This is a genomic window from Stenotrophomonas sp. Br8, from assembly GCF_014763005.1.
GTDB lineage: Bacteria > Pseudomonadota > Gammaproteobacteria > Xanthomonadales > Xanthomonadaceae > Stenotrophomonas > Stenotrophomonas lactitubi.
Window position 1 is genome coordinate 304,874 of sequence record NZ_JACGTN010000003.1, and the last position, 22,254, is coordinate 327,127.

Below are 22,254 nucleotides of genomic sequence, written 5' to 3' on the forward strand. Positions count from 1 at the left end.
GCCTAGCCAGCGCCGGGCAAAGATCGGGTGAGGGCGCAGTCAGCCGGGTGTGCTCGGGCGCCCCAGCAGGCTGTCGGGCAACGCGGGAACCGGCGTGCGTTCGTCCTGCGCCTGACCCAGCAACCAGTCGATGAACAGCCGCGCGGCAGGGCTGGGCGGCCGCCCTTCGGCATGCACCACGTAGTACGCGTAGCGTGCCTTCAGTGCAGGGCCTGGCAGGCGCACCAGCTCATAGCGCTGCAGATAGGGCTGGGCGACGTGGGTGCGCGCCAGCACCGCGCCCATGCCATACACCGCCGCGCGCATCGCGTCGGTACTGTCGGCGAAGGTGTGCATCGCCGGCAACGGCGACGGCGGGCGCACGCCGGCGTGGCGGAACCAGTCGCGCCAGCCCTGTGGTGACAGATCACTGAGCAGCGGCAATCCGGCGATGCGTGCCGGGTCTTCCAGTGCTTCGACACCGGGCAATGCCGGGGACGCGACGGGAAAGAGGTTGTCGTCCATCAGGTGCTGCGCGTGCAGCCCGGGCCATTGGCCCAGTCCATAACGGATGCCCACCTCCGGGCCGTTTTCGTCGTAGCGGTCCAGGCCACTACCCGTGTGCAGCTCGATGCGGATGTGTGGATGGGCCTGGGTGAAACGCGGTAGACGTGGCAACAGCCAGCAATACGACAATGAGCGCAGCGTAGCGATCCGCAGCGGCACGCTGTCCGCGTCCGGCTGCAGATGGTGGGCGACGGCGGCCACATCGGTGAACGCGGCGCTGGCGGCGTCGGCCAGCTGCCGGCCTTCGGCCGTCAGTCGTACCCCGCGCGCATGGCGCAGGAACAAGCGCGTGGCCAGCACCTCTTCCAGGCGACGCACATGGTGACTGACCGCGCTGGCGGTCAGATGCAGTTCCTGCGCCGCCTGGGCGAAGTTCTGATGGCGCGCGGCGACCGCGAAAACGGCCAGCGCAGGGAGCAGGGAAGGGCGCAGCAGCATGTCCAGCCTCAAGCCATATTTGTGGCTGGCAGCGATACTACGCGCTTGTGCAGCGGGCGTCTGCGGCCGATCCTGTGTGGCCAGACCAGCGCCACGTTGACGGACGGACACAGAAGATGAATGCGATACCCCAGGCGACCGAGCGTGATTGGCGCACACCGCTGGAACTGACCCTGCTCGGCGCGATCTGGGGCTGCTCGTTCCTGTTCATGCGGGTGGCGGTGCCCTCGTTCGGTCCGTTCGCCCTGGTCGAGGTGCGGCTGGTGCTGGGCGCGCTGGTGCTGCTGCCGTTCCTGTGGCGCGCCCGCGCGCAGTTCCCACCGCGCCGCTGGCTGTGGCTGGCACCGATCGGTCTGGTCAATTCGGCGTTGCCGTTCGTGCTGTTCGCGTACGCCGCAGAGCGTGCGCCGGCCGCCATCGGTGCGATCTGCAATGCGATGACCGTGCTGTTCGCCGCGTTGATTGCGTTCCTGTTCTTCGGCGAGAAGATCGGTGTGCGCCGCGCGGGCGCGCTGCTGGTCGGTTTTGCCGGCGTGGTGGTGCTGGCCACGGCCAAGATCTCGGGGTTGAGCATCGGCACGGCAGTGCTGGCCGGTGCGGCAGCCTCGCTGCTGTACGGACTGGGCGTGAACCTGGTGAAGCGGCACATGACCGGTCTGCCCTCGGCTGCAGCTGCCGCTGCCACGTTGTCGTGCGCCTCATTGTGGTTGTTGCCGATGGCGCTCACGCATCTGCCGCAGGGCCCGATTCCGGGCAAGGCCTGGGGCGCGGCGATCGCGCTGGGCGTGGTCTGCACCGGATTCGCCTTCCTGATGTTCTATCGCCTGATCGGCCGCATCGGCCCGTCGCGTGCGTCAACGGTGACCTACCTGGTTCCGTTGTTCGGTGCTGCGTTCGCCTGGTTGTTCCTGGGCGAAGCGGTGACGGTGCAGATGTTGATTGCCGGTGCGTTGATTCTGGGCAGCGTGGCGGTCAGCCAGAAGGGCTGAGGCTCATTGGCGCCCACGCATCGGTAGCGCCGGGCCATGCCCGGCGAGCCCTTTTCCGCGGCTGCGGGGAGGTGTCACTTTCTTTGCTCGTGCAAAGAAAGTAACCAAAGAAACACGCCGCCAAACCGCGAGCCGCCGTGCTTCGCACGTCGGTACCCTGCGCTCCTCGGTCCGCCGAGGGACGGCGCGGGAACTCGCTGCGCTCAGACACCCGCGCCTCTTTGCCCTCGCCGGACCTGCGGTGCTCGGCTCGCTCAAGGCGGACCCAGACCAAAGGCTACAGCTGCACCCAGTAGATCCACGCCATGCGTGGATGCATTTGCTGTTGACCTTGCCCTTTCAGTCCGCCTTGAGCGAGCCGAGCATCGCAGGGGAATCAGGGGCGAAGAGGTGCCGATGTCTGAGCGCAGCGAGTTCGGCATCGTCCCCTGATTCGCCGAGAAGCGCAGGGGACCGACGTGCGAAGCACGGCGGCTCGCGGTTTGGCGGCGCGTTTCTTTTGGTTACTTTTCTTTTCGCGCGAAAAGAAAAGTAACGCCCATGAACAATGAAGCATCTTCAGCACGCGTCATGTGCAGGAAGCCAAGCCACTACCGCACCGGCACCGGAATATTGCACAGGTCGATATGCCCGGCCGGGCGCTTGTAGAAATCATCCACGCGGTTGCGCCGCGCTTCGACCGTGTCGGCGAAGGTCTTCGAGTCGGTGCGCAGCACCTGGATCGGCGTGCGCTCGGCCGCGGGTACGTCGCTGACGCGACGGATCGACACGATCGGTGTGCGCAGCTTCGGGTCGGCGTAGAAGCCCATCGGTGCCGGTCCGCGCGGGATCGCGCTGAGCAGTTCCATGCCCTTCAGCACGCGGCCGACCAGGGTGATGTTGCGGTCCAGCTGGCGCGGCGATTGGCCGGTCACCACGTAGAGTTCTGCACCGATGCTGCTGTCTTCCTCGTTGCTGCGGCCCGCACCCAGCATGCCGTAGCAGTGCGCCAGCCAGGCCTTGCCGGCCTGCGGGTCCTGACCGACCGGGAAGCCGTCGACGAAGCCGGTCTGCGCTGCCCAGCCATCGCGATCCGGCAGCACGCTCACATTCAAACCGCTGTTGGCACGCTCGAATTCGGCCGGCAGCTTGCGCTGTGCGCTGCCGAACGGTTTGGCCTTGGCGGCATCGTCGGCGTCGGCATCGCCGAACTGCACCACGAAGTTGTCCTGTGAGCGGTAGATGCTGGTGCCGTCCCAGAAGTGCTCATGGGCGAAGGTCTGGATGTTGGCGACATGGCGCGGGGCGAACTGCGGCGCCAGCTCGATGATCACCCGCCCGGCCGGCAGGTCCATGTACAGCAGGTTGGCCGGGTCCGGCGTGCGCCAGTCGCTGGCGGCCGAGGCCTCCAGGATCTGTTGGGGGCTGCGGTAGGGCGTGGCCGCGCTGGCGAGTGCAGGCAGCAGGCAGGCCAGGGCGAGGGTGGTCAGGGCAGGACGGCGACGGTGCGGCATGGGATCCCCGGAGCATGAACGAGGCTTCGATTCTGCGCGAGTCGCTGCTGTTGCGCCAATCCTGCAGACTGGCTGTCGCGCCGCCCCTGCGGCACGATGTGCTTCCTTTGCATGGACGCACGAAATGCCAATGCTGGATCCAGGGGCCAAACTGCAGGCGATGGTCGATGGCTATCTGAAAGGCAATATCGATGAAGGCGAAGACGGTGTCGGCTGGCTGCATGCACAGTCGCCACGGATGCTGGTCGATATCGATGGCCGCCGGCGCAGTTGGTGGGCGCCGCGGAACAGTGAGCTGCTCGACTGCCTTCAGGTCAGTCCGCAGGCACCCGTCGCAGTGCAGGCGGCTGCGTTGTTTCTCGCCGGCGCGGACGGCAATGGTCACACGCGTCAGGCGGCGCTGCAGCGGATGGGCGCCCTTGCAGGACGTCTGACGCTTTCCAGTGCGTTGCTGCGCTGCAATGACTGGGTCCCTGAGGTGCGGGTTGTAGCCCAGCAGGTGGTGGAAGTTCTGCTGTCCCGCTGCAGCATCGACGACGTGCTGGCAGCGTGGCCGCTGGCGGTTCGCTTGCAGGATGCGCAGCGGGTGGATGCCGATTGGCGCAGGGATACGCTGGAGGGCTGGCTATCGGCGCCCTCGCAGCGGGCAGTGCTGGGTGGCCTGCTCGTCCATCGTGACTCACGTACGCGGCTGAGCGCCCATGCGATCGCCTTCGATGTCCACCCAGAGCGTGTGGCGATCCGTGCGCGCGCGCTGCGGGACAGCGATCCGCGCATTGCACGCATGGCCTTCCAGGACCTTCTCGATGAGGGCGACCCATCGCAGGTGCTGGAGCAGTGCAGCATCGCGCTGACGGCTCCCTCCAGCCAAGTGCGCGCGTCGGCCCTGCGTACGTTGGTGGCGCATGAGGTGGAAGGGATCGACGTGTTTGTCGAGGATGCACTGTTCGACCGTGCACGGGCCGTCCGCAGTCTGGCGGCATTCCTGGTGCGGCAGCGCCACGCAACGCCGGCCATCGAGTTGTGGCGCAGCGCATTGGCGCAGCAGACAGCGGGGCGCTGGCGCGTGGCGCTGGAAGCGCTGGCCGACCATGCCGTCGCTGAGGACGTTGCACTGTTGCGGTCGCTGTATCCACGGGTGACGGCGCGCCATCGGCGCAATTGCGTACGAGGCTGGATACGGGCCGAGGGCGGCGCAGGGCTGGCGTTGCTGCGCGTTGCGCTGGAGGAGCCGGGGCGAAGCATCCACGAACTGTTGACCCACGCGCAGGCGGACTGGGTAGCCGAACTGGACGCCCCCCGGCTGCTGGCGTTCTGCCATGACGGTCCTTCCCCGGTGGCTCAGACCGGGCTGCTTCGGCTGCTGCCCCACATGCCGTTGTGGCAGCATCTGGAACTTCTGCTGGATGCGGTCCCGCAGAGGCAGGACGAACGTGCATGGCATCTGCGCCTGGTGGAGAACTGGCTTCGCGTGAGCGAGGGTTACTCACCGCTGTCGGCAGCGCGCCGACAGGCCCTGCTGACCCGCCTTGAACACGGTGGGCACGACCTCTCCAATGCAATGGCACAGCGGTTGGCTGAGGCGGTCCGCCAAGCCTGATGTGGCCGGTGCCCAACCGGCAGAGTGACTAACGACACATTCGCTATACCGAACTTCGCACTACTGTTGACTTCAACGTAGTGGAGGGCCGGTCATGTCCGAAGACGATGTCCACCTGAAGAAGTTCCAGAAGGAGCTCAGCGCCGGCACGGTCTCGTTGGCCCTGCTGGCGGTGCTGGCCCGCGCCGGTGAGCCGCTGTACGGCTACCTGATCGCCAAGGAGCTGGAGCGCGTGGGCGAGGGCGTGCTCAGCGGCAAGCAGAGCGCGCTGTACCCGGTGCTGCGCAACCTCGAAGGCGCAGGCCTGCTGGAGAGTCATGTGGAGCCATCCAGCAGCGGGCCGCCGCGCCGCTACTACCGCATCAACGCGCGTGGCCGGGAGGTGCTGGAGCAATGGCGCCAGGCCTGGCGTGACACCCGTGATTCCGTCGATTCCGTGTTGGAGGGGATACCGCAATGAACGACCTGAACCTGGCAGGCAACAGTCTGCCGAGCACCATTCCGCAGTACCTGGCGCAGTTGCGTGCGGCACTGGACGGTGCCGATCCGGCGATGGTGCAGGACGCCCTGTACGACGCCGAGGAATACCTGCGCTCTGAACTGGCAGCGCAACCCGGCCGCAGCGAAGCCGAGGTCATCGCCGACGTCGCCGGCAGCTACGGTGCACCGGACGAGGTGGCCGAGATCTATCGCGAAACCGAGCTCACGGTGAACCGCGCGCTGCGTACGCCGCGGGCCGACACGGGCCCGGTGCTGCGTGCCGCGGCCGAGGCCAGCGGTGCTGCACCGGCGGCGCAGCCGGCAGCCCCCGTGCAGCGTTCGCTGCTGGCGCGCTTCTTCGGCGTGGTGACCGACCCGCACACCTACGGCGCGCTGTTCTACATGCTGTTGTCGCTGGCCACCGGCATCTTCTTCTTCACCTGGGTGGTCACCGGCCTGTCGCTGTCGCTGGGGCTGCTGATCCTGATCATCGGCGTTCCGTTGACCGTGCTGTTCTTCGGCTCGGTGCGTGGACTGGCGTTGCTGGAAGGGCGGCTGGTGGAAGCGCTGCTGGGTGAGCGCATGCCGCGCCGGCCGCAGTATACCGACCGCAGCCGCAGCTGGCTGCAGCGTGTCGGCGACATGTTCACCGATGGCCGCACCTGGCTGACCCTGCTGTACTTCGTGCTGATGCTGCCGCTGGGCATCATCTACTTCACCATCGCGGTGACCCTGCTGTCGCTGTCGTTGGGTTTGATCTGGGCGCCGGTGGCGGCGATCTTCAGTGGCGACATCCCCGGCCTCTACATCAACGACGTGAATGTGCTGCCGATGGCGGCCTCGCCGCTGGTGGCCATCGTGGTTGCAGGGGTGGGCGTGTTGTTGCTGCTGCTGACGATGCACCTGGCACGCGGCATCGGCAAGCTGCACGGGATGCTGGCCAAGAACCTGCTGGTGCGGTTGTAGGCCGTCGGGGTCGGATCCCGCGTTGGTAGGTGCCAACCTTGGTTGGCACGATGCCGCCGGCATCGGGATTCACGGCAGAGCGCCAACCAAGGTTGGCATCTACCAGCAGATGCCGGCCAGCGGCCGGCACTACCGGAAGCAGGGCGGGTTACCCCGCCTTGCGGCGCAGCGGGGTGACGTTGCTCTTCTTCTTCGTGGCCTTCGCCGCCGGGGCTTCGGCATGCGCGGCGAAGAAGTCACGCACCTTCGGGTAGACCACTTCGCGCCAGCGGCGGCCGCTGAAGATGCCGTAGTGGCCGGCACCATCGACGATGAAATGCTCGCGGCGGTCAGCAGCAATGCCGGTGCACAGCGACTGCGCCGCTTCGGTCTGGCCGAGGCCGGCGATATCGTCCAGCTCGCCTTCGATGCTCAGCAACGCGGTATCGCGGATCGCCGACGGATCGACCTTCTCGCCGTTGACCACCCACTCGCCACGCGGCAGCAGGAAGTCCTGGAACACCACGGAAATGGTGTCCAGGTAGTACTTGGCCGGCATGTCCAGCACGGCGTTGTACTCGTCGTAGAAATTGCGATGCGCGTCGGCATCCTCCAGGTCGCCCTTCACCAGGTCGGTGTAGAAATCCCAGTGCGAACTGAAGTGGCGGCTGGGATTCATCGACAGGAAGCCGGCGTGCTGCAGGAAGCCGGGATACACGCGGCGACCGGCACCGGGATAGCTGGCCGGCACGGTGTGGATGACATTGTTCTCGAACCACGACAGCGGGTTCTGCGTCGCCAGGTTGTTGACCGCGGTCGGGCTGCAGCGCGCATCGATCGGGCCGCCCATCATCACCAGCGTGCGCGGCGTCGGTTCGCCGCGGCTGGCCATCAATGACACCGCGGCCAGCACCGGTACGGTCGGCTGGCAGACACTGACCACGTGCAGGCGCTCGACGCCAAGATGGCGGATGAACTCCTGGATGTAGGCGATGTAATCGTCCAGCCCGAATTCGCCCTCGCTGCCGGGCACCATGCGCGCGTCGACCCAGTCGGTCACGTACACGCGGTGGTCGCGCAGCAGCGTGCGCACGGTATCGCGCAGCAGCGTGGCGTGATGGCCCGACAATGGCGCCACCACCAGCACGAACGGCTGGTTGAGCATGGTGTGCAGCTGGTCGGCTTCATTGCTGTGGCGCTTGAAGCGCAGCAGCTTGCAGAACGGCTTGCTGAGTTCCTCGTGCACCACGATCGGCACGCGCTCGCCCTCGACCTCGATTTCGTTGATGCCCCACTCGGGCTTCTCGTAATCCTTGCCGATGCGGTGGAACAGCTCATTGACCGCCGCCAGGCGATCAGCGCCGGGCATCTGCGACCACCAGTGTCCCTGGTTGGCGAAGAACCTGGCGTTGGCCTGGGCCTGGTGCACCCAGGGGGCGAGCAGGTTGCGGGTCAGTTCGTGCAGTTGATAGAGCATGCCGACCGAATATGTATGGTCTTATGTTGCCGCGCAGCATAGCGCATCCGACTGTCCCGGACGTTAAGCGCACTCAATGGGCGGTATTCAGCGGGCGGCCTGCTCCAGCGCGGCTGCTTCACCGGCTAGCGCTGGTCCCAGCCAGAGGTGGGACCCGACTGCCTGCAGGCCTTGGCGCGTCAGCTCGCGCCGGTACCAGCGGGCCGGTCGCGACTGGAAGCCGTCATGGTCGCCCTCGAATTCATCTTCGGCGGCGAAGGTCTCCAGGAACGCCACGCCTGCGGTCAGCTCGGCGACACCGGCCAGGCCTGCGCGCAGTTCGCGGTTGGGTACGTAGTGCATCACGTCCGAACAGACCAGGAGATCGACCGGGGCGCAGGGCCGCAGCCAGGCGAAATCGCCGAAGCTGGCCAGGTGCAGGTTGCGGGTGCGGCCGTAGCGGCGCACAGCGTACTCGCTGCTGTCGAAACCGAGGTATTCGACCTTCGGACGCAGTTTCAGCAGCGGCGCGCGCCAGGCGCCTTCGCCGCAGCCGATGTCCAGCACGCTGCGGATCGGTCGTTCCAGGTAGTACTCGGCCGTGGCCACGGCGAGGGCGACCTTGCGCGCCAGGCGTGCACTGCCACCGATATCGGCGCGGCGGTACCAGCGTTGGAAGTAGGCGGCGTCGTAGGTCTTGTCCATGGCGGTCCGGTGCAGTCGTGAAATCGGCGCCTATCGTACGGTGTTGCAGCACACCATGCGTCGATGTGTCGCGGCGGTTGCACGTGGGGTGGCCTCGCCACGACATGCGAGAATGGCGGACATCCACGCCAGCCGCCGGAGCGAGCGCATGCAGAGCTACTACTGGGTCAAGACCTTCCACATCGTGTTCGTGGTGGCGTGGATGGCCACGGTGTTCTACCTGCCGCGCATCCTGGTGAACCTGTCCGAGACGGCGGGGCAGCCGGCGGTGGTCGAGCGCCTGCAGCTGATGGGCATGCGCCTGTACCGCTTCGGCCATTCGATGTTCGGCCTGGCGTTCGTGCTCGGCCTGGTGCTGTGGCTGGGCTACAAGGTGATTCCGGATTTTCCGACCATGGTCGCCCCGGGCGGCGCGGGCTGGCTGCATGCCAAGCTGGGCTTGGTGGTGGTGCTGCTGGCGTACTTCATCTGGATCGGGCGCCTGCTCAAGGGTGTGGCCAAGGGCAGGGCGCTGCCATCCTCGCGCGCGCTGCGCTGGATCAACGAGATTCCGTTGCTGGCGTTCATTCCGATCGTGTGGCTGGTGCTGGCCAAGCCGTTCTGAGGGGCGTCACTTGGACCCGGTAGATCCACGCCATGCGTGGATGCTGTGCGAGGTACAAACAAGAAGAGCCGGGCATCTGCCCGGCTCTTTCGTTTCTGCAATCCCCTGCATGTTGCCGGCCAGCGGCCGGCACTACCAAGCTTGTCTAGCGGCCGGCAGCACCGGGCTTACGCCGCTTCGTACGTGCCGTAGCTGCGCAGGCGCTTGTAGCGCTGGTCCAGCAGTTCCTGGGTGGACAGCGCATCCAGCGCTTCCAGCTCATTCAGCAGCACGGCCTTCAGGCGCTTGGCCATCTGCGTCGGGTTGCGGTGGGCGCCGCCGGTCGGCTCGCGCACGACCTTGTCGACCAGGCCCAGGCCCTTCAGGCGCGGCGCGGTCAGGCCCAGCTGCTCGGCAGCATCCTTGGCCTTGCCGGCGTCCTTCCACAGGATCGAGGCGCAGCCTTCCGGGGTGATGGTCGAGTACACCGCGTATTCCAGCATCACGGTGCGGTCGCCCACGCCCAGCGCCAGCGCGCCGCCGGAGCCGCCTTCACCGATCACGGTGCAGATGATCGGCACCTTCAGCTCGGCCATCTCGATCAGGTTGCGCGCGATCGCTTCGGACTGGCCGCGCGACTCGGCGTCGATGCCCGGCCAGGCGCCGGCGGTATCGATCAGGGTCAGCACCGGCAGGCCGAAGCGCTCGGCCATCTTCATCAGGCGCAGCGCCTTGCGGTAGCCCTCGGGCTTGGGCATGCCGAAGTTGCGCTTGATCTTTTCCTTGGTGTCGCGGCCCTTCTGGTGGCCGATGACCATCACCGAGCGACCATTGATGCGGGCCAGGCCGCCCATGATCGCCTTGTCGTCAGCGAAGGCACGGTCGCCGGCCAGTTCCTGGAACTCATCGCAGATGATGCGGATGTAGTCGGCGGTGTACGGGCGCGACGGGTGGCGTGCCAGCTGCAGCACCTGCCACGAGGTCAGGTTGCGGAAGATCTGTGCGGTACGTACGCGCAGCTTGTCCTGCAGCGCATGCACTTCGGCCTCGACATTGACCGCCGGCCCGGCACTGGCGTTGCGCAGTTCCTGGATCTTGGCTTCCAGGTCGGCGATGGGTTGCTCGAAGTCGAGGTAGTTCGGATTCATCGGAAGCCGTCGTGTAAAGAAGAGGGGAATTCTAGCCGAATGCGCAGGAACGGCCCGTACGCCTTCGTCTGGAAACCGACGGTAGCGCAGTGGGGGCCAGCGGCGCCAGTCGGGCCGCCGGCCGCCGGTTCAGGGCAGGACCAGCGCGCTGCGGGCCATTTCGGTGCTGCGGATCGTCACGAAGTCGTTGTAGGCCTGGTTGGCCGCCACCGGCAGCTTCGCGCCCAGCGTCATGGTGGCGTGGGTGAAGGCCATCTGCGCCTGGAAGTCTTCCTTGCGCAGGGCCTTCTGCTCGCTGGCCGTGGTGGCCTTCAGCCAGCGCGCATAGATGTCGCGCACGGGACCGGCATGGGCCTCGAAGGCCGGGTCCAGCGCGGGCAGCGCGGGCGCCGGTTGCAGCGTGTAGGCGGGTGCCACGTAGCCGGCGGGCTGCTCGCGCTTGTAGGCCCCGGGTTCGCCCATGCCAGCCTCGACATAGGCGATGAAGTCCGGCGCGGTGAAGATCTTGGTGCTGATCCTGCCCCCGGTCGAATCGACGTGGGCAACCACCTGCTCCTCGGGGAACGGCTCGCGCACGCCGAAGTTCCAGGTCTTGTCGATGAACAGGCCGTGGTGCTTTTCGAACGGTCCCTTGAACTCGACCCCACCCAGCTCGATGCCCAGGCCGCTGACGCCGAAGTTCTTCAGCTTGTCCTCGCCGGTCACATAGATCTCGCGCGCGGTCACGTACTCGCTGAGGCTCGGGTTGATCAGGCCGCCGCGGCCGTCGGCGTAGACGATGAAGCGCACGTCGCCGAGGCGGTCGCTATGCAGCTGATGCTCACCGGCAGCCAGGCTGATCGGCCGCGATGCGTGCGCGGCCACCGGCAGTTCCTTGCCATCGATGCTGATCGCCAGCGGTGCATCGGTCGGGTTGTCGATCTCGAAATCGACCTTGGAGGAACAGCCGGCCAGCGCAAGCGCGGCCATCATCGGCAACAACAGGTTCTTCATTGCGGGCAATCGTCCTTGACGTATGCAGCGGGAAAACAACAACGGATCCGGGGCCAGCCTCAGCTGGCCCAGGGTGGGCTGTAGCGCACCTTCAGCGTGCGCACGGCCGGTTCGGCGCGCAGCGCCTCCATCAGCTTGGAATCGACGCGCACCGCGCTCTGCCCGGAGACATCGAGCATGCCGGCGATGCCGCCATCGGGGCCCTTCAGCAGCAGGTCCAGGCGCAGGGGCGTGCGGCCGGGGCGGTGGCGGTCGAGCAGGGCGTCGATGCGTTCCCACACCGGTCGCTGCTGGCGCAGGTCCAGCCGCAGTGACAGGCGCGTGGCGTAGTTCGCACAGACCTCGTCGAAGTCCCAGCACTGGCGGATGCGCAACGCGAAGCCGCCATTGAATTCGTCTTCGCGCAGGCCGCCCTTGACCACCAGGATGCGGTCCTTGGTCATCAGGTGGCCGAACTCGGCCATGGCATCGGAGAACGCGCTGCATTCGACGCGGCCCCGACCATCTTCCAGCTGGATGAAGATCTGGCTCTCGCCCTTGCGGCGCACGCCGACTACCTGGCCGGCAAGCACGGTCTGCACTTCCGGGCGCCAGCGCTTCTCGCCGCCACCACTGTTGCTGTTGGCGCTCCAGATCTTTTCCACCGAGCCCAGGTCGGTACCGACCAGGTCGCGCACATCATCGCGCCAGGGATCGAAGGGGTGGCCGCTGAGATAGAAGCCCAGCGTGTCGCGCTCGCCGTTGAGGCGCTGCAGCAACGGCCATTCGTCGGTTTCCTGCAGCTCCAGGTGGATGGCCTGCACGCCCGGCTCGGGGCCGCCGAACAGCGAGTTCTGGCCAGACGCACGCTCGCGCGCCATCTGTTCGGTGGCCTTGATCACTTCCGGCAGCTGCAGCATCAGCGAGGCACGGTTGTGACCCAGCTCATCCAGCGCACCGCAGTTGATCATGGCTTCCAGCGTGCGCCGGTTGAGCTTGGCCGAACCGATGCGCGTGCAGAAGTCGAGCAGATCGGTGTAGTCGCCGCCGCGCAGGCGCTCGTCCACCACCGCTTCGCAGGCCCCCTGGCCGACGCCCTTGATCGCACCCAGGCCGTACTGGATCGTGTCCGGCGTGGCCGCTTCAAACATGAAGGCGGACTGGTTCACCTTCGGCGGCAGCACGGTCAGGCCGAGGTTGCGCACCTCGTCCAGGAAGCCGACCACCTTTTCGGTGTTGTCCATGTCCGAAGACAGCGTCGCGGCCATGAACTCGGCCGGGTAATGGCGCTTGAGCCAGGCCGTCTGGTAACTGACCAGGGCGTAGGCGGCGGCGTGCGACTTGTTGAAGCCGTAGCCGGCGAACTTCTCCATCAGGTCGAAGATCGCATCGGCCTTGGCTTCGCCGACGCCGTCCTTGGCCGCACCTTCGCGGAAGATCTCGCGGTGCTTGGCCATTTCCGCCGGCACCTTCTTGCCCATCGCACGGCGCAGCAGGTCGGCGCCGCCCAGCGAGTAGCCGCCGACGATCTGCGCCATCTGCATCACCTGCTCCTGGTACACCATGATGCCGTAGGTGTCGCGCAGGATGCGCTCGGTGCGCGGATCGGGATACTCCACGTCTTCGCGCCCGTGCTTGCGGTCGACGAAGGAGGGAATCAGGTCCATCGGGCCGGGGCGATACAGCGACACCAGCGCGATCAGGTCTTCGAAACGGTCGGGCTTGGCGTCCTTCAGCAGGCGGCGCATGCCCGAGGATTCGAACTGGAACACCGCACCGGTATTGCCCGAGGCGAAGATGTCCTTGTAGGTGGGCGCATCGTCCAGCGGCAGCTGGGTGATGTCCACCGGCGGAATGCCGGCGCGCTCGTGGCGCTTGTTGATCGCCTTCACCGCCCAGTCGATGATCGTCAGCGTGCGCAGGCCGAGGAAGTCGAACTTCACCAGGCCGACTTCTTCAACGTCGTTCTTGTCGAACTGGGTGACCGGATTCTTGCCGCGGCCCTCTTCATCGTGTTCGGCGAACAGCGGGCAGAACTCGCTCAGCGGCTCGGGCGCGATCACCACGCCGCCGGCGTGCTTGCCGGCGTTGCGGGTGAGGTCTTCCAGCTGCCGCGCAAGGTCGATCAGATCGCGGACATCGTCCTCGCTCTGGTAGCGCTGGATCAGCTCGGGCGAGGCCATCTCGCTGTCCTTGCCCTCACCCATCGCATCCTTCAGCGAGATGCCGAGGATGTTCGGGATCAGCTTGGCGACGCCGTCGACCAGGCCATAGGGGAAGCCGAGCACGCGGCCGGAGTCGCGCACCACCGCCTTGGCCGCCATGGTGCCGTAGGTGATGATCTGGCTGACCCGCTCGCGGCCATATTTGCGTGCGACGTAGTCGATGACTTCGTCGCGACGGTCCATGCAGAAGTCGATGTCGAAGTCGGGCATCGACACGCGTTCGGGGTTGAGGAAGCGCTCGAACAGCAGGTTGTACGGCAGAGGGTCCAGATCGGTGATCTGCAGCGCCCACGCCACCAGCGAGCCGGCACCGGAACCACGGCCTGGACCGATCGGGATGCCCTGCGCTTTGCCCCACTGGATGAAGTCGGCCACGATCAGGAAGTAGCCGGGGAAGCCCATCTTGATGATGGTGTCCAGCTCGAACTCGAGGCGGTCGCTGTAATCCTGCGCGGTCATGCCGGGCGCGATGGGATTCTTTTCCAGGCGCGCGGCCAGGCCCTTGCGCGATTCGCTGCGGATCCAGCTGTCCAGCGTCTCCTCGTCGGGCACCGGATAGTCGGGCAGGAAGTAGGTGCCCAGGCGCATCTCGATGTTGCAGCGCTCGGCCAGCGCCAGCGTGTTGTCGATCGCATCGGGGATGTCGGCAAACAGCGCGCACATCTCCTCGGCCGACTTCAGGTACTGCTGGTCGCTGTACTCGCGTGGGCGCTTGGGGTCATCCAGCACGCGGCCGGTGGAGATGCACACGCGTGCTTCGTGCGCGCTGAAATCGGATGGCGACAGGAAGCGTACGTCGTTGCTGGCGACCACCGGCAGGCCGCGCTGGCCGGCGGCCATCAGCGCGAACTGGTTGAAGCTTTCTTCGCCGTCGCGACCGGTGCGGGTCAGCTCCAGGTGCAGGCCGTCGCCGAACACGCGCTGCCAGTCGGCCAGCTGCTGTTCGGCCAGGTCATGCTTGCCATCCAGCGCCAGGCGCCCGGCCAGGCTGTCACGGCCGGCCAGGGCGAACAGGCTGGCGTTGCCGGCCTTCAGCCAGTCCGGGTGCACGGCCACGCCGCCCTCGGGGCGATGGCCTTCCATCCAGGCGCGGGTCAGCAGCCGCGACAGGCTCAGATAGCCCTCGCGGTCGCGGCACAGCAGCGTCATCCGCCACGGGTCCTGGCCTTCCTCGGCGATCATCACGTCGGCGCCGGCGATGGGCTTGATGCCCACGCCTTCGGCAGCCTTGTAGAACTTGACCAGGGCGAACAGGTTGTTGAGGTCGGTCACCGCCAGCGCAGGCAGGCCGAGTTCGACCGAACGTGACAGCAGGTTGGCCTGCTTGGCCTTCTTCGGGTCAGCCTGGTCCGGCTTGGCCGGCACGCGGATGGTCGAGTCCGCCAGCGAGAACTCGGTGTGGACGTGGAGATGTACGAAGCGGGAGTTGGACATGCCGGACCAGGTTGGAGCGCGCAGGCCCCGGGTGCAGACGCGGGAATCGTCGCCGGGGTCGGGAAGCGCTGGAGTGCCCGGTCAGGGTAGCGAGGGCAGGGGGTTGCCACAAGGCTTGACAGGGGCACGGCGTGGCGCCGGATTCAGGCGTGCGGGAGGCCGCCTTCTGTAGAGCCGAGCCCATGCTCGGCTGCTGTGGACAGCCGAGCATGGGCTCGGCTCTGCAACTCCAGCAGGCTCAGGCGATGGCCGCGACAGCCGGCGTTTCCAGGCACGCGCGCACCGGGGCGAAGCTGCGCCGGTGCTCCGCGCACGGCCCGTGTTCACGCAGGGCGGCCAGATGCGCCGGGGTGCCGTAGCCCTTGTGCTGGTCGAAGCCGTACTGCGGGTGGCGAGCGTGCAGGTCCAGCATGTAGCGGTCGCGCGAGACCTTGGCCAGGATCGAGGCCGCCATGATCGCGCGGTCGATGCCATCGCCGCCGACCAGCGCCTGCGCCGGCAGCACCAGCCCCTTGGGCACCACGTTGCCATCGATGCGGGCGAAGCCGGCCACGTGGGCCACCGCCGCGACGACATCGCGCATGCCCTGCAGCGTGGCTTGATAGATGTTCAGGCGATCGATGGCTTCCACGTCCACCAGCACCACGTGCCAGGCCAGGGCGCGGTCGAGGATGCGGTCGTGCAGCTGCTCGCGGCGGGCCGCGGTCAGCTGCTTGGAATCATCCAGACCATTCAGTCGTGGCCGCTGCGGATCGAACACCACCGCTGCCACCGCGACGGGGCCAGCCAGCGGTCCCCGACCCGCTTCGTCGACACCGGCGATGCGGTGACCCGGGTCGATCACCGCGGCGCCATCAAACAGGGCCAGGCTGGCCGCTGCGGCATGGCGACGGCTCATGCTTTTTCCTGGCCGCGGACCAACATCTCGCCAACGGCATCGGCTGCACGCGCCGAGGCATTGCGGCGCAGGCGTTCATGCAGGCGCGCGTAGATACCGTGCAGGTCTGCGATCCGCTGCGGGTGGTCGAACCACTGCTGGACGGCCGCAGCCAGTTTCTCCGGCGTGCAGTCGTGCTGCATCAGTTCTGGCGCCAGGTCCTGGCCGGCAAGGATGTTGGGCAGGGCGAAGCGGTCGACCTTGATCAACCCCAGCGCCTTCACCAGGCGGTACGTCAGTTCGTTGACCCGGTAGCCGACGACCATCGGCCGCTTCACCAGCATCGCTTCCAGGGTCGCGGTGCCGGAGGCCAGCACCACCACGTCGGCGGCGATCATCGCGTTGCGCGCCTGGCCGTCCAGTACATGCGAATAGGCCACCGGCAGTGCCGAGCGTGACAGCTGTTCTTCGATCAGGCGACGGCAGGCCGCGTTGGCCGCAGGGACCACCACGTGCAGGCCGGGAATGCGCTCGGACACCTGCCAGGCGGCCTCGAAAAAGGCTTCGCCGAGCTTGGAGATCTCGCCCAGGCGGCTGCCGGGAAGCACGGCCAGCACCTTGGCCGAGGCGGGCAGGCCGAGTTCGATCCGGGCCGCTTCACGGTCGACGTGCAGCGGGATGTCATCGGCCATCGGATGGCCGACGAAGCGCGCGTCGATGCCGTGCTTGGCGTAGATCGGTGGTTCCATCGGGAACAGGCACAGCACCAGGTCGGCGCTGCTGCCGATCTTCTCGGCGCGCTTCTCGCGCCATGCCCATACCGAAGGGCTGACGTAGTGCACGGTGCGCACGCCACGCTGTTTCAGCCAGCGTTCGATGCCCAGATTGAAGTCCGGAGCATCGATGCCGATGAACACATCCGGCTGCCACTCCAGCGCACGCTGGCGGAACGCCGAACGCAGCTTGAGCAGGCGCGGCAGATGGCGCAGCACTTCGGTCAGGCCCATCACCGCCAGTTCGCTGGCATCGTGCCAGGTCTGGCAACCGGCGCTGCGCATCGCATCGCCGCCGATGCCGGCGAATTCGGCATGCGGGAAGCGGGCTTTCAGTTCGCGTATCAGGCCCGCACCGAGCAGGTCGCCGGAGGCTTCACCGGCGACCAGCGCGATCCGCAACGGGCGATCACTCAGCACCCGGTGTGCAGGCACGCTGCCGGCCATCGAGGCCAGCGAAATCACCTCGGCGCCGGCCGGCGCCTGGCCGGTCGCGCTGCTCATCGCAGCAGGTGCCTCTCGGTGTGTTCGATGAAGTCCAGCATCGACTTGACGTCGTCGCTGTCGCGCGCTTGCTCGGCCAGCTGCGCCTTGGCTTCGGCCAGCGGCAGGCCCGCCACGTACAGCGTGCGGTAGGCGCGCTTGATGGCGGTGATGCGTTCGGGGTCGAATCCGCGGCGCTTCAGGCCCTCGCTGTTGATGCCGCGCGGGCGGCCCAGCGAGTCGGTGCCGACCATGGTGAACGGGGGCACGTCGCCATTGGTCAGCGCGCCCATGCCGAGGAAGGCATGCGCACCGATGCGGCAGAACTGATGCGCGCCGGCGAAGCCGCTGATGATCACGTAGTCACCCACGGTCACGTGGCCGGCCAGCGTGGTGTTGTTGGAGAACACGCAGAAGTTGCCGACGTGGCAATCGTGGGCCACGTGCGTGTAGGCCAGCATCCAGTTGTCATCGCCGATGGTGGTGATGCCGCCGCCGCCGCCGGTGCCACGGTTGAGGGTGACGAACTCGCGGAACACGTTGCGGTCGCCGATCACCAGTTCGGTGCGTTCACCGGCGTACTTCTTGTCCTGCGGCTCGCCGCCGACCGCGACGTGGCCGATGAAACGGTTGTCGCGGCCGATCCGGGTCGGGCCGTGCACGCTGCAGTGCGGGCCGACCTGGGTGCCGGCACCGATTTCGACTTCCGGGCCGATGATCGTGAACGCGCCCACGCGGACATCGTCGGCCAGGCGCGCCGACGGATCGATCACGGCGGTGGGATGGATCAGGGGGGCGTTGTCGCTCATCTCGGGCCTCCAGCCAGGGTCATTCGCGGGTGCCGGCGCACAGCACCTCGGCGCAGGCGACGACTTCGCCGTCGACCTTGGCCACGCAGTCGTACACGGCCATGTTGCGGATTACGCGCTTGATCTCGACGTGCATTTCCAGCACGTCACCCGGCACCACCTGCTTGGTGAAGCGGGCTTTGTCGACCTTGACCATGTAGAACAGCTTGGACTGCGCATCGCGGCCCAGCGTCAGCTGGGTCAGCACGCCACCGGCCTGGGCCATGGCTTCGATGATCAGCACGCCGGGCATGATCGGCTGGCCCGGGAAGTGGCCCTGGAAGAACGGCTCGTTGATGCTGACGTTCTTGGTCGCGACGATCGTGCGCTTCTCGTAGTCGATCGACACCACCTTGTCCACCAGCAGGAACGGGTAGCGGTGCGGAAGCAGCGTCTGGATCTGCGCCATGTCCGGCAGGGTCTGGGGCTGGCTCATTCTTTCTCCTTGCTCACAGACAGGATGCGACGGGCCAGTGCATCGAGCTGCTTGAAGCGCGCGGCGTTTTTGCGCCACGTGCGGTTGTCGGTCAGGGGCGTGCCGGAGGAATACTCGCCCGGCTCGGTGATGGAGTTGCGGACCACCGATTTGCCGGTGATCACGACCTTGTCGCAGATTTCGAGATGACCGACGACGCCAACGGCGCCGCCGAGCAGGCAGTAACGGCCGATCTTGGCGCTGCCGGCAATACCGGTGCACCCTGCGATGGCCGAGTGGGCGCCGATCTGCACGTTGTGTGCGATCTGCACCAGGTTGTCCAGGCGGACGTCCTCGGCCAGCACGGTGTCTTCCAGCGCGCCACGGTCAACACAGGTGTTGGCACCGATCTCGCAGTCGTCGCCGATGCGCACGCCGCCAAGCTGCGGCACCTTGATCCATTTGCCGGCATCCATTGCCAGGCCGAAGCCGTCGGCGCCCAGCACGGCGCCGGGATGGATGCGCACGCGCTTGCCCAGCTTGACGCGGGTGACCAGGGTGACGCGGGCGATCAGCTCGCAGCCGCTGTCGAGGGTGCAGTCTTCGCCGATGATGCTGCCGGCACCGATGATGCAGTTCTCGCCGATGACGCTGCGTGCGCCGATGGTGACGAACGGGCCGACGTGGGCGCTGGCGGCGACCTGCGCCTGCGGATCGATCACCGCGCTGGGGTGGATGCCGGGCGGGCGGGTCGGGGCGATGTCGAACAGCGCGCCGATCTTGGCAAAGGTGGTGTAGGGATCCTTGGCAACCAGCGCGGTGCCGGGAGCTGCGTCGGCATCCTCGGCGCGCAGGACCACGATGCCGGCCTGGCTGTCGGCCAGCTGGGCGCGGTAGCGCGGGTTGGCGAGGAAGGTCAGCTGGCCGGCACCGGCATGGGCGAGGGTGGCCACGCCATGGATGGCGGTGCTCGGGTCGCCATGGACCTGCAGGCCGAACTGATCGGCGAGTTGCTGGGCGGTGTAGGTAGGAGTATTCACGGCGGGAGTTTAACGTGTGACGCCATTGCGGTCATGCGGGAGCAAAAGCCGGCGCCGGGTTGATCCGTGGGGCGATGGCGCAGGGGACTGCCCAGGACACGCCGTAAACCCGTCCCTGGGGGCTCGATGGCGCCATCCATGGCGCCAACGGTCCTGGTCAGCCCCCTGCGCCATCACCGGATGGTCTCCCGCGCGCGAGCGGATCCAACGTCCACAGTCGCCTGCAGCCCCGAGCCATACTCGGCTCACCGCGCGTCAGCGTGCGCTTCAATAACGAAAACGCCGGGCAATGCCCGGCGATTCGAGACCCGTCTGGTGGAGAGCCCCCCTTCTGTTAAGGGGGGCGCGCCAGCGGCGCGGGGGATAGGTGAAATGCGCGGGCAATTCACCGGAGGTGGATCAGTTCCGAGGAACGTCGTTCCTCAGAACTGGCCACCGAACGTGAACTGCAGGCGTTCGATCTCGTCGCCGTCCTTCTTCTTCAGCGGGAACGCGTAGCTGATCGAGATCGGGCCGACCGGGGCGCGCCACAGCAGGGCCACACCGGTGGACACGCGCAGCTCGTTGGCCTTGAAGTTGTCGGTGCCGTTGTAGACGTTGCCGAAGTCGACGAAGGCCGATACGCGGGCCGACGGGCTGTCGAACAGGCGCGGGAAGTAGGCTTCGACCGAACCGACGGTCTTCAGCGAGCCACCCAGCGGCTGGCCGTTCGGGTAACCGCTGGTGACTTCACGCGGGCCGAGGGTGTTGTCCTCGAAACCACGCACCGAGTTGGTACCACCGGCGTAGAAGTTCTCGTAGAACGGCAGGCCCGACGCGGTGACGGTACGGGTGGTGCCGTCGCCGTTGTCGATCACGCGGGTCTTGTCGTTGCCGTAGGAATCACCGTAGCCGATTTCGGCGCGGGTGTTGATCACCAGCGAGGGGATGATCGGCCAGTACTTGCTGATCTGGTAGTTCAGCTTGTAGTACTCGATGGTCGAACCCGGCAGCGTGGTTTCCAGGCCCACGCGCTGGTAGGTACCGCGGGTCGGCATGAAGTAGTCGTTGCGGGAGTCGCGCGCCCAGCCCAGTTCCGTGCGCCATGCATGGAAGGTACGGCTGCCGACGGCATCGATGTAGTCGATGATCGACTTCGGAGTCGAGCCCGCATACGTGGTGATCTGGTTGCTGTCGATGCCGAACATCAGCGAGACGGTGTCGGTCTCGGTGATCGGCACGCCGAACACCACCTGCGCCGAACCGTTGGTGCTGTTGTACTGCGCGGTGTTGAAGTCGGAGTAGTCCAGCTCGCGCCAGGACAGGTTGTAGCCCAGCGAGACGCCGTCATCGGTGAAGTACGGATTGGTGTAGCTGAAGCCGTAGCGCTGCAGGTAGCTGCTGCGCGAGGCTTCGACCGACACGCGGTTGCCGCCGCCCAGGAAGTTGTTCTGCGACAGCTGCACCGAGGTGGTCATGCCGTAGGACTGCGAATAGCCCAGGCCGAACACGAAGCTGCCCGAGGTAGTTTCCTTGACGTTGTAGACGACGTCGACCTGGTCGTTGCTGCCGCTGACGGCCGGGGTTTCCACTTCGACGCCTTCGAAGTAGCCCAGGCGCTGCAGGCGGATCTTGGAACGGTCGATCGCGGCCTGCGAGTACCAGCTGTTCTCGAACTGGCGCATTTCGCGGCGCATCACCTCGTCGGAGGTGCGGGTGTTGCCCTTGAAGATGATGCGGCGGACGGTCACGCGCGGGCCGGGCACGACCTGCATGTTGACCGCCACGGTCTGCTCGGCGCGGTTGGTGGTCGGAATCGGGTTCACCTTGGCGAAGGCGTAACCGATGTTGGACAGCGAGTTGGTGATCGAGTCGGAGCTGAATTCCAGCAGCGCACGCGAGAACGTGTCGCCGGACTTCTGCACGACCATGCGCTCGACGTCTTCCTGCGGCAGGATCGTATCGCCGCTGACCTTGATCTCGGAGATCTTGTACTGGTCACCTTCGGTCACGCCGGCGGTGATGAACATGTCGCGCTTGTCGGGGCTGATCGACACCTGCGTCGAGTCGATGCTGAAGTCGACATAGCCGCGGTCCAGGTACCAGGAATTCAGCTTCTCCAGGTCGCCGGAAAGCTTTTCCTTGGAGTACTGGTCGTCACGGCGGTACCACGACGCCCAGTTGTGCTCCTTGGACTCCCAGTACTCCAGGATGTCCTTGCTGTCGTACTTCTCGGTGCCGACGATGTTGACGTGGCGGATCTTGGCCGCCTTGCCTTCCTTGATCGCGATGGCGATGTCGACGCGGTTGCGGTCCAGCGGGCTCACCGTCGGGGTGATGTCGACGGTGTATTTGCCACGGTCGTTGTACTGGCGGCGAAGTTCCTGGGTCACGCGGTCCAGGCTCAGGCGATCGAAGGTGCCGCCTTCGGTCAGGCCGATGTCGGACAGGCCCTTGAGCAGCTGGTCGGACTTGATGTCCTTGTTGCCGGTGACGGTCAGCTTGTTGATCGCCGGACGTTCCTTGACGGTCACCACCAGGATGCTGCCCTGGCGATCCAGCTGAACGTCTTCGAAGAAGCCGGTCTTGTACAGGGCGCGGATGGTCTCGCCGACCTTGCTGTCGGTGACGGTCTCGCCACGCTCGACCGGCAGGTAGGTGAACACCGTACCGGAGCTGATGCGCTGCAGGCCGTCGACGCGGATGTCGCTGACAGTGAAGGGCTCGGCTGCCTGGGCCAGGGCGGGAGCGCCGGTGACGGCGGCGAGGGCGAGGGCCAGCAGGCGGCGATTGGGGAGTCGCGTCATGTCACGTCCGGTAGGAAG

18 protein-coding genes are annotated in these 22,254 nt (G+C 66.6%); 5 read left to right on the forward strand and 13 right to left on the reverse strand.

Features of this window, described 5'->3' with window-relative positions; translation table 11 throughout:
• Nucleotides 1–39: 39 nt before the first annotated feature.
• A complete protein-coding gene (locus H3005_RS02735; protein ID WP_108265809.1) occupies nucleotides 40–984 on the reverse strand; it encodes a LysR substrate-binding domain-containing protein in 945 nt (314 codons plus the stop codon).
• Nucleotides 985–1,100: 116 nt separating this feature from the next.
• On the opposite strand from H3005_RS02735, the gene H3005_RS02740 reads away from it, so the two are divergent.
• The gene (locus H3005_RS02740) at nucleotides 1,101–1,973 is read left to right on the forward strand and encodes a DMT family transporter (protein WP_089239805.1); all 873 of its coding nucleotides are present in this window, start codon (nucleotides 1,101–1,103) and stop codon (nucleotides 1,971–1,973) included.
• Nucleotides 1,974–2,563: 590 nt separating this feature from the next.
• Here H3005_RS02740 and H3005_RS02745 read toward each other — a convergent pair.
• A complete protein-coding gene (locus tag H3005_RS02745; RefSeq protein ID WP_191077533.1) occupies nucleotides 2,564–3,466 on the reverse strand; it encodes a peptidylprolyl isomerase in 903 nt (300 codons plus the stop codon).
• Between the two features lie 130 nt (nucleotides 3,467–3,596).
• Between H3005_RS02745 and H3005_RS02750 the strand changes: the two genes are divergently transcribed.
• From H3005_RS02750 to H3005_RS02760, 3 genes are all read left to right on the forward strand, one after another.
• Complete coding sequence (locus H3005_RS02750) at nucleotides 3,597–5,066, forward strand: hypothetical protein (RefSeq protein WP_191077534.1); 1,470 nt, start codon at nucleotides 3,597–3,599, stop codon at nucleotides 5,064–5,066.
• A gap of 94 nt (nucleotides 5,067–5,160) precedes the next feature.
• Nucleotides 5,161–5,526, forward strand: coding sequence for a PadR family transcriptional regulator (locus tag H3005_RS02755; protein WP_089239815.1), 366 nt, complete (start codon nucleotides 5,161–5,163; stop codon nucleotides 5,524–5,526).
• Complete coding sequence (locus H3005_RS02760) at nucleotides 5,523–6,512, forward strand: sensor domain-containing protein (RefSeq protein WP_191077535.1); 990 nt, start codon at nucleotides 5,523–5,525, stop codon at nucleotides 6,510–6,512. Before H3005_RS02755 ends, H3005_RS02760 begins: the two co-directional genes overlap by 4 nt.
• A 148-nt stretch (nucleotides 6,513–6,660) precedes the next feature.
• On the opposite strand, the gene phaZ is transcribed toward H3005_RS02760, so the two are convergent.
• Together phaZ and H3005_RS02770 are read right to left on the reverse strand one after the other, a co-directional pair.
• Complete coding sequence (phaZ, locus tag H3005_RS02765; RefSeq protein WP_191077536.1) at nucleotides 6,661–7,968, reverse strand: polyhydroxyalkanoate depolymerase; 1,308 nt, start codon at nucleotides 7,966–7,968, stop codon at nucleotides 6,661–6,663.
• Between the two features lie 87 nt (nucleotides 7,969–8,055).
• Nucleotides 8,056–8,652: a class I SAM-dependent methyltransferase gene (locus tag H3005_RS02770; RefSeq protein ID WP_089239821.1), complete on the reverse strand. Its 597-nt coding sequence runs from the start codon at nucleotides 8,650–8,652 to the stop codon at nucleotides 8,056–8,058.
• A 148-nt stretch (nucleotides 8,653–8,800) separates the two neighbouring features.
• Here H3005_RS02770 and H3005_RS02775 point away from each other — a divergent pair, with 148 nt between their 5' ends.
• Nucleotides 8,801–9,256, forward strand: a complete 456-nt coding sequence (locus tag H3005_RS02775; protein ID WP_025877688.1) for a CopD family protein — start codon at nucleotides 8,801–8,803, stop codon at nucleotides 9,254–9,256.
• Nucleotides 9,257–9,423: 167 nt separating this feature from the next.
• Here the strand turns inward: H3005_RS02775 and H3005_RS02780 are convergent, their stop codons facing one another.
• From H3005_RS02780 to bamA, 9 genes are all read right to left on the reverse strand, one after another.
• Entirely contained in the window at nucleotides 9,424–10,383 is a 960-nt protein-coding gene (locus H3005_RS02780) for an acetyl-CoA carboxylase carboxyltransferase subunit alpha (protein ID WP_049465344.1), read from the reverse strand.
• 129 nt (nucleotides 10,384–10,512) lie between these two features.
• Nucleotides 10,513–11,376: a hypothetical protein gene (locus tag H3005_RS02785; protein WP_191077537.1), complete on the reverse strand. Its 864-nt coding sequence runs from the start codon at nucleotides 11,374–11,376 to the stop codon at nucleotides 10,513–10,515.
• 59 nt (nucleotides 11,377–11,435) lie between these two features.
• Nucleotides 11,436–15,014, reverse strand: a complete 3,579-nt coding sequence (gene dnaE, locus H3005_RS02790; RefSeq protein ID WP_100552009.1) for a DNA polymerase III subunit alpha — start codon at nucleotides 15,012–15,014, stop codon at nucleotides 11,436–11,438.
• A gap of 238 nt (nucleotides 15,015–15,252) precedes the next feature.
• Complete coding sequence (locus tag H3005_RS02795) at nucleotides 15,253–15,912, reverse strand: ribonuclease HII (RefSeq protein ID WP_180164156.1); 660 nt, start codon at nucleotides 15,910–15,912, stop codon at nucleotides 15,253–15,255.
• The gene (gene lpxB / locus H3005_RS02800) at nucleotides 15,909–17,111 is read right to left on the reverse strand and encodes a lipid-A-disaccharide synthase (RefSeq protein WP_223880035.1); all 1,203 of its coding nucleotides are present in this window, start codon (nucleotides 17,109–17,111) and stop codon (nucleotides 15,909–15,911) included. The genes H3005_RS02795 and lpxB overlap by 4 nt, the downstream gene beginning before the upstream one ends.
• Before the next feature lie 53 nt (nucleotides 17,112–17,164).
• Complete coding sequence (gene lpxA, locus H3005_RS02805; RefSeq protein ID WP_100552012.1) at nucleotides 17,165–17,956, reverse strand: acyl-ACP--UDP-N-acetylglucosamine O-acyltransferase; 792 nt, start codon at nucleotides 17,954–17,956, stop codon at nucleotides 17,165–17,167.
• Between the two features lie 19 nt (nucleotides 17,957–17,975).
• Nucleotides 17,976–18,431, reverse strand: coding sequence for a 3-hydroxyacyl-ACP dehydratase FabZ (fabZ, locus tag H3005_RS02810; RefSeq protein ID WP_089239833.1), 456 nt, complete (start codon nucleotides 18,429–18,431; stop codon nucleotides 17,976–17,978).
• Entirely contained in the window at nucleotides 18,428–19,450 is a 1,023-nt protein-coding gene (gene lpxD, locus H3005_RS02815) for a UDP-3-O-(3-hydroxymyristoyl)glucosamine N-acyltransferase (RefSeq protein ID WP_093817747.1), read from the reverse strand. The genes fabZ and lpxD overlap by 4 nt, the downstream gene beginning before the upstream one ends.
• A 422-nt stretch (nucleotides 19,451–19,872) precedes the next feature.
• On the reverse strand, nucleotides 19,873–22,236 hold the full coding sequence (gene bamA, locus H3005_RS02820; RefSeq protein ID WP_089239837.1) for an outer membrane protein assembly factor BamA: 2,364 nt from the start codon (nucleotides 22,234–22,236) through the stop codon (nucleotides 19,873–19,875).
• Nucleotides 22,237–22,254 lie beyond the last annotated feature (18 nt).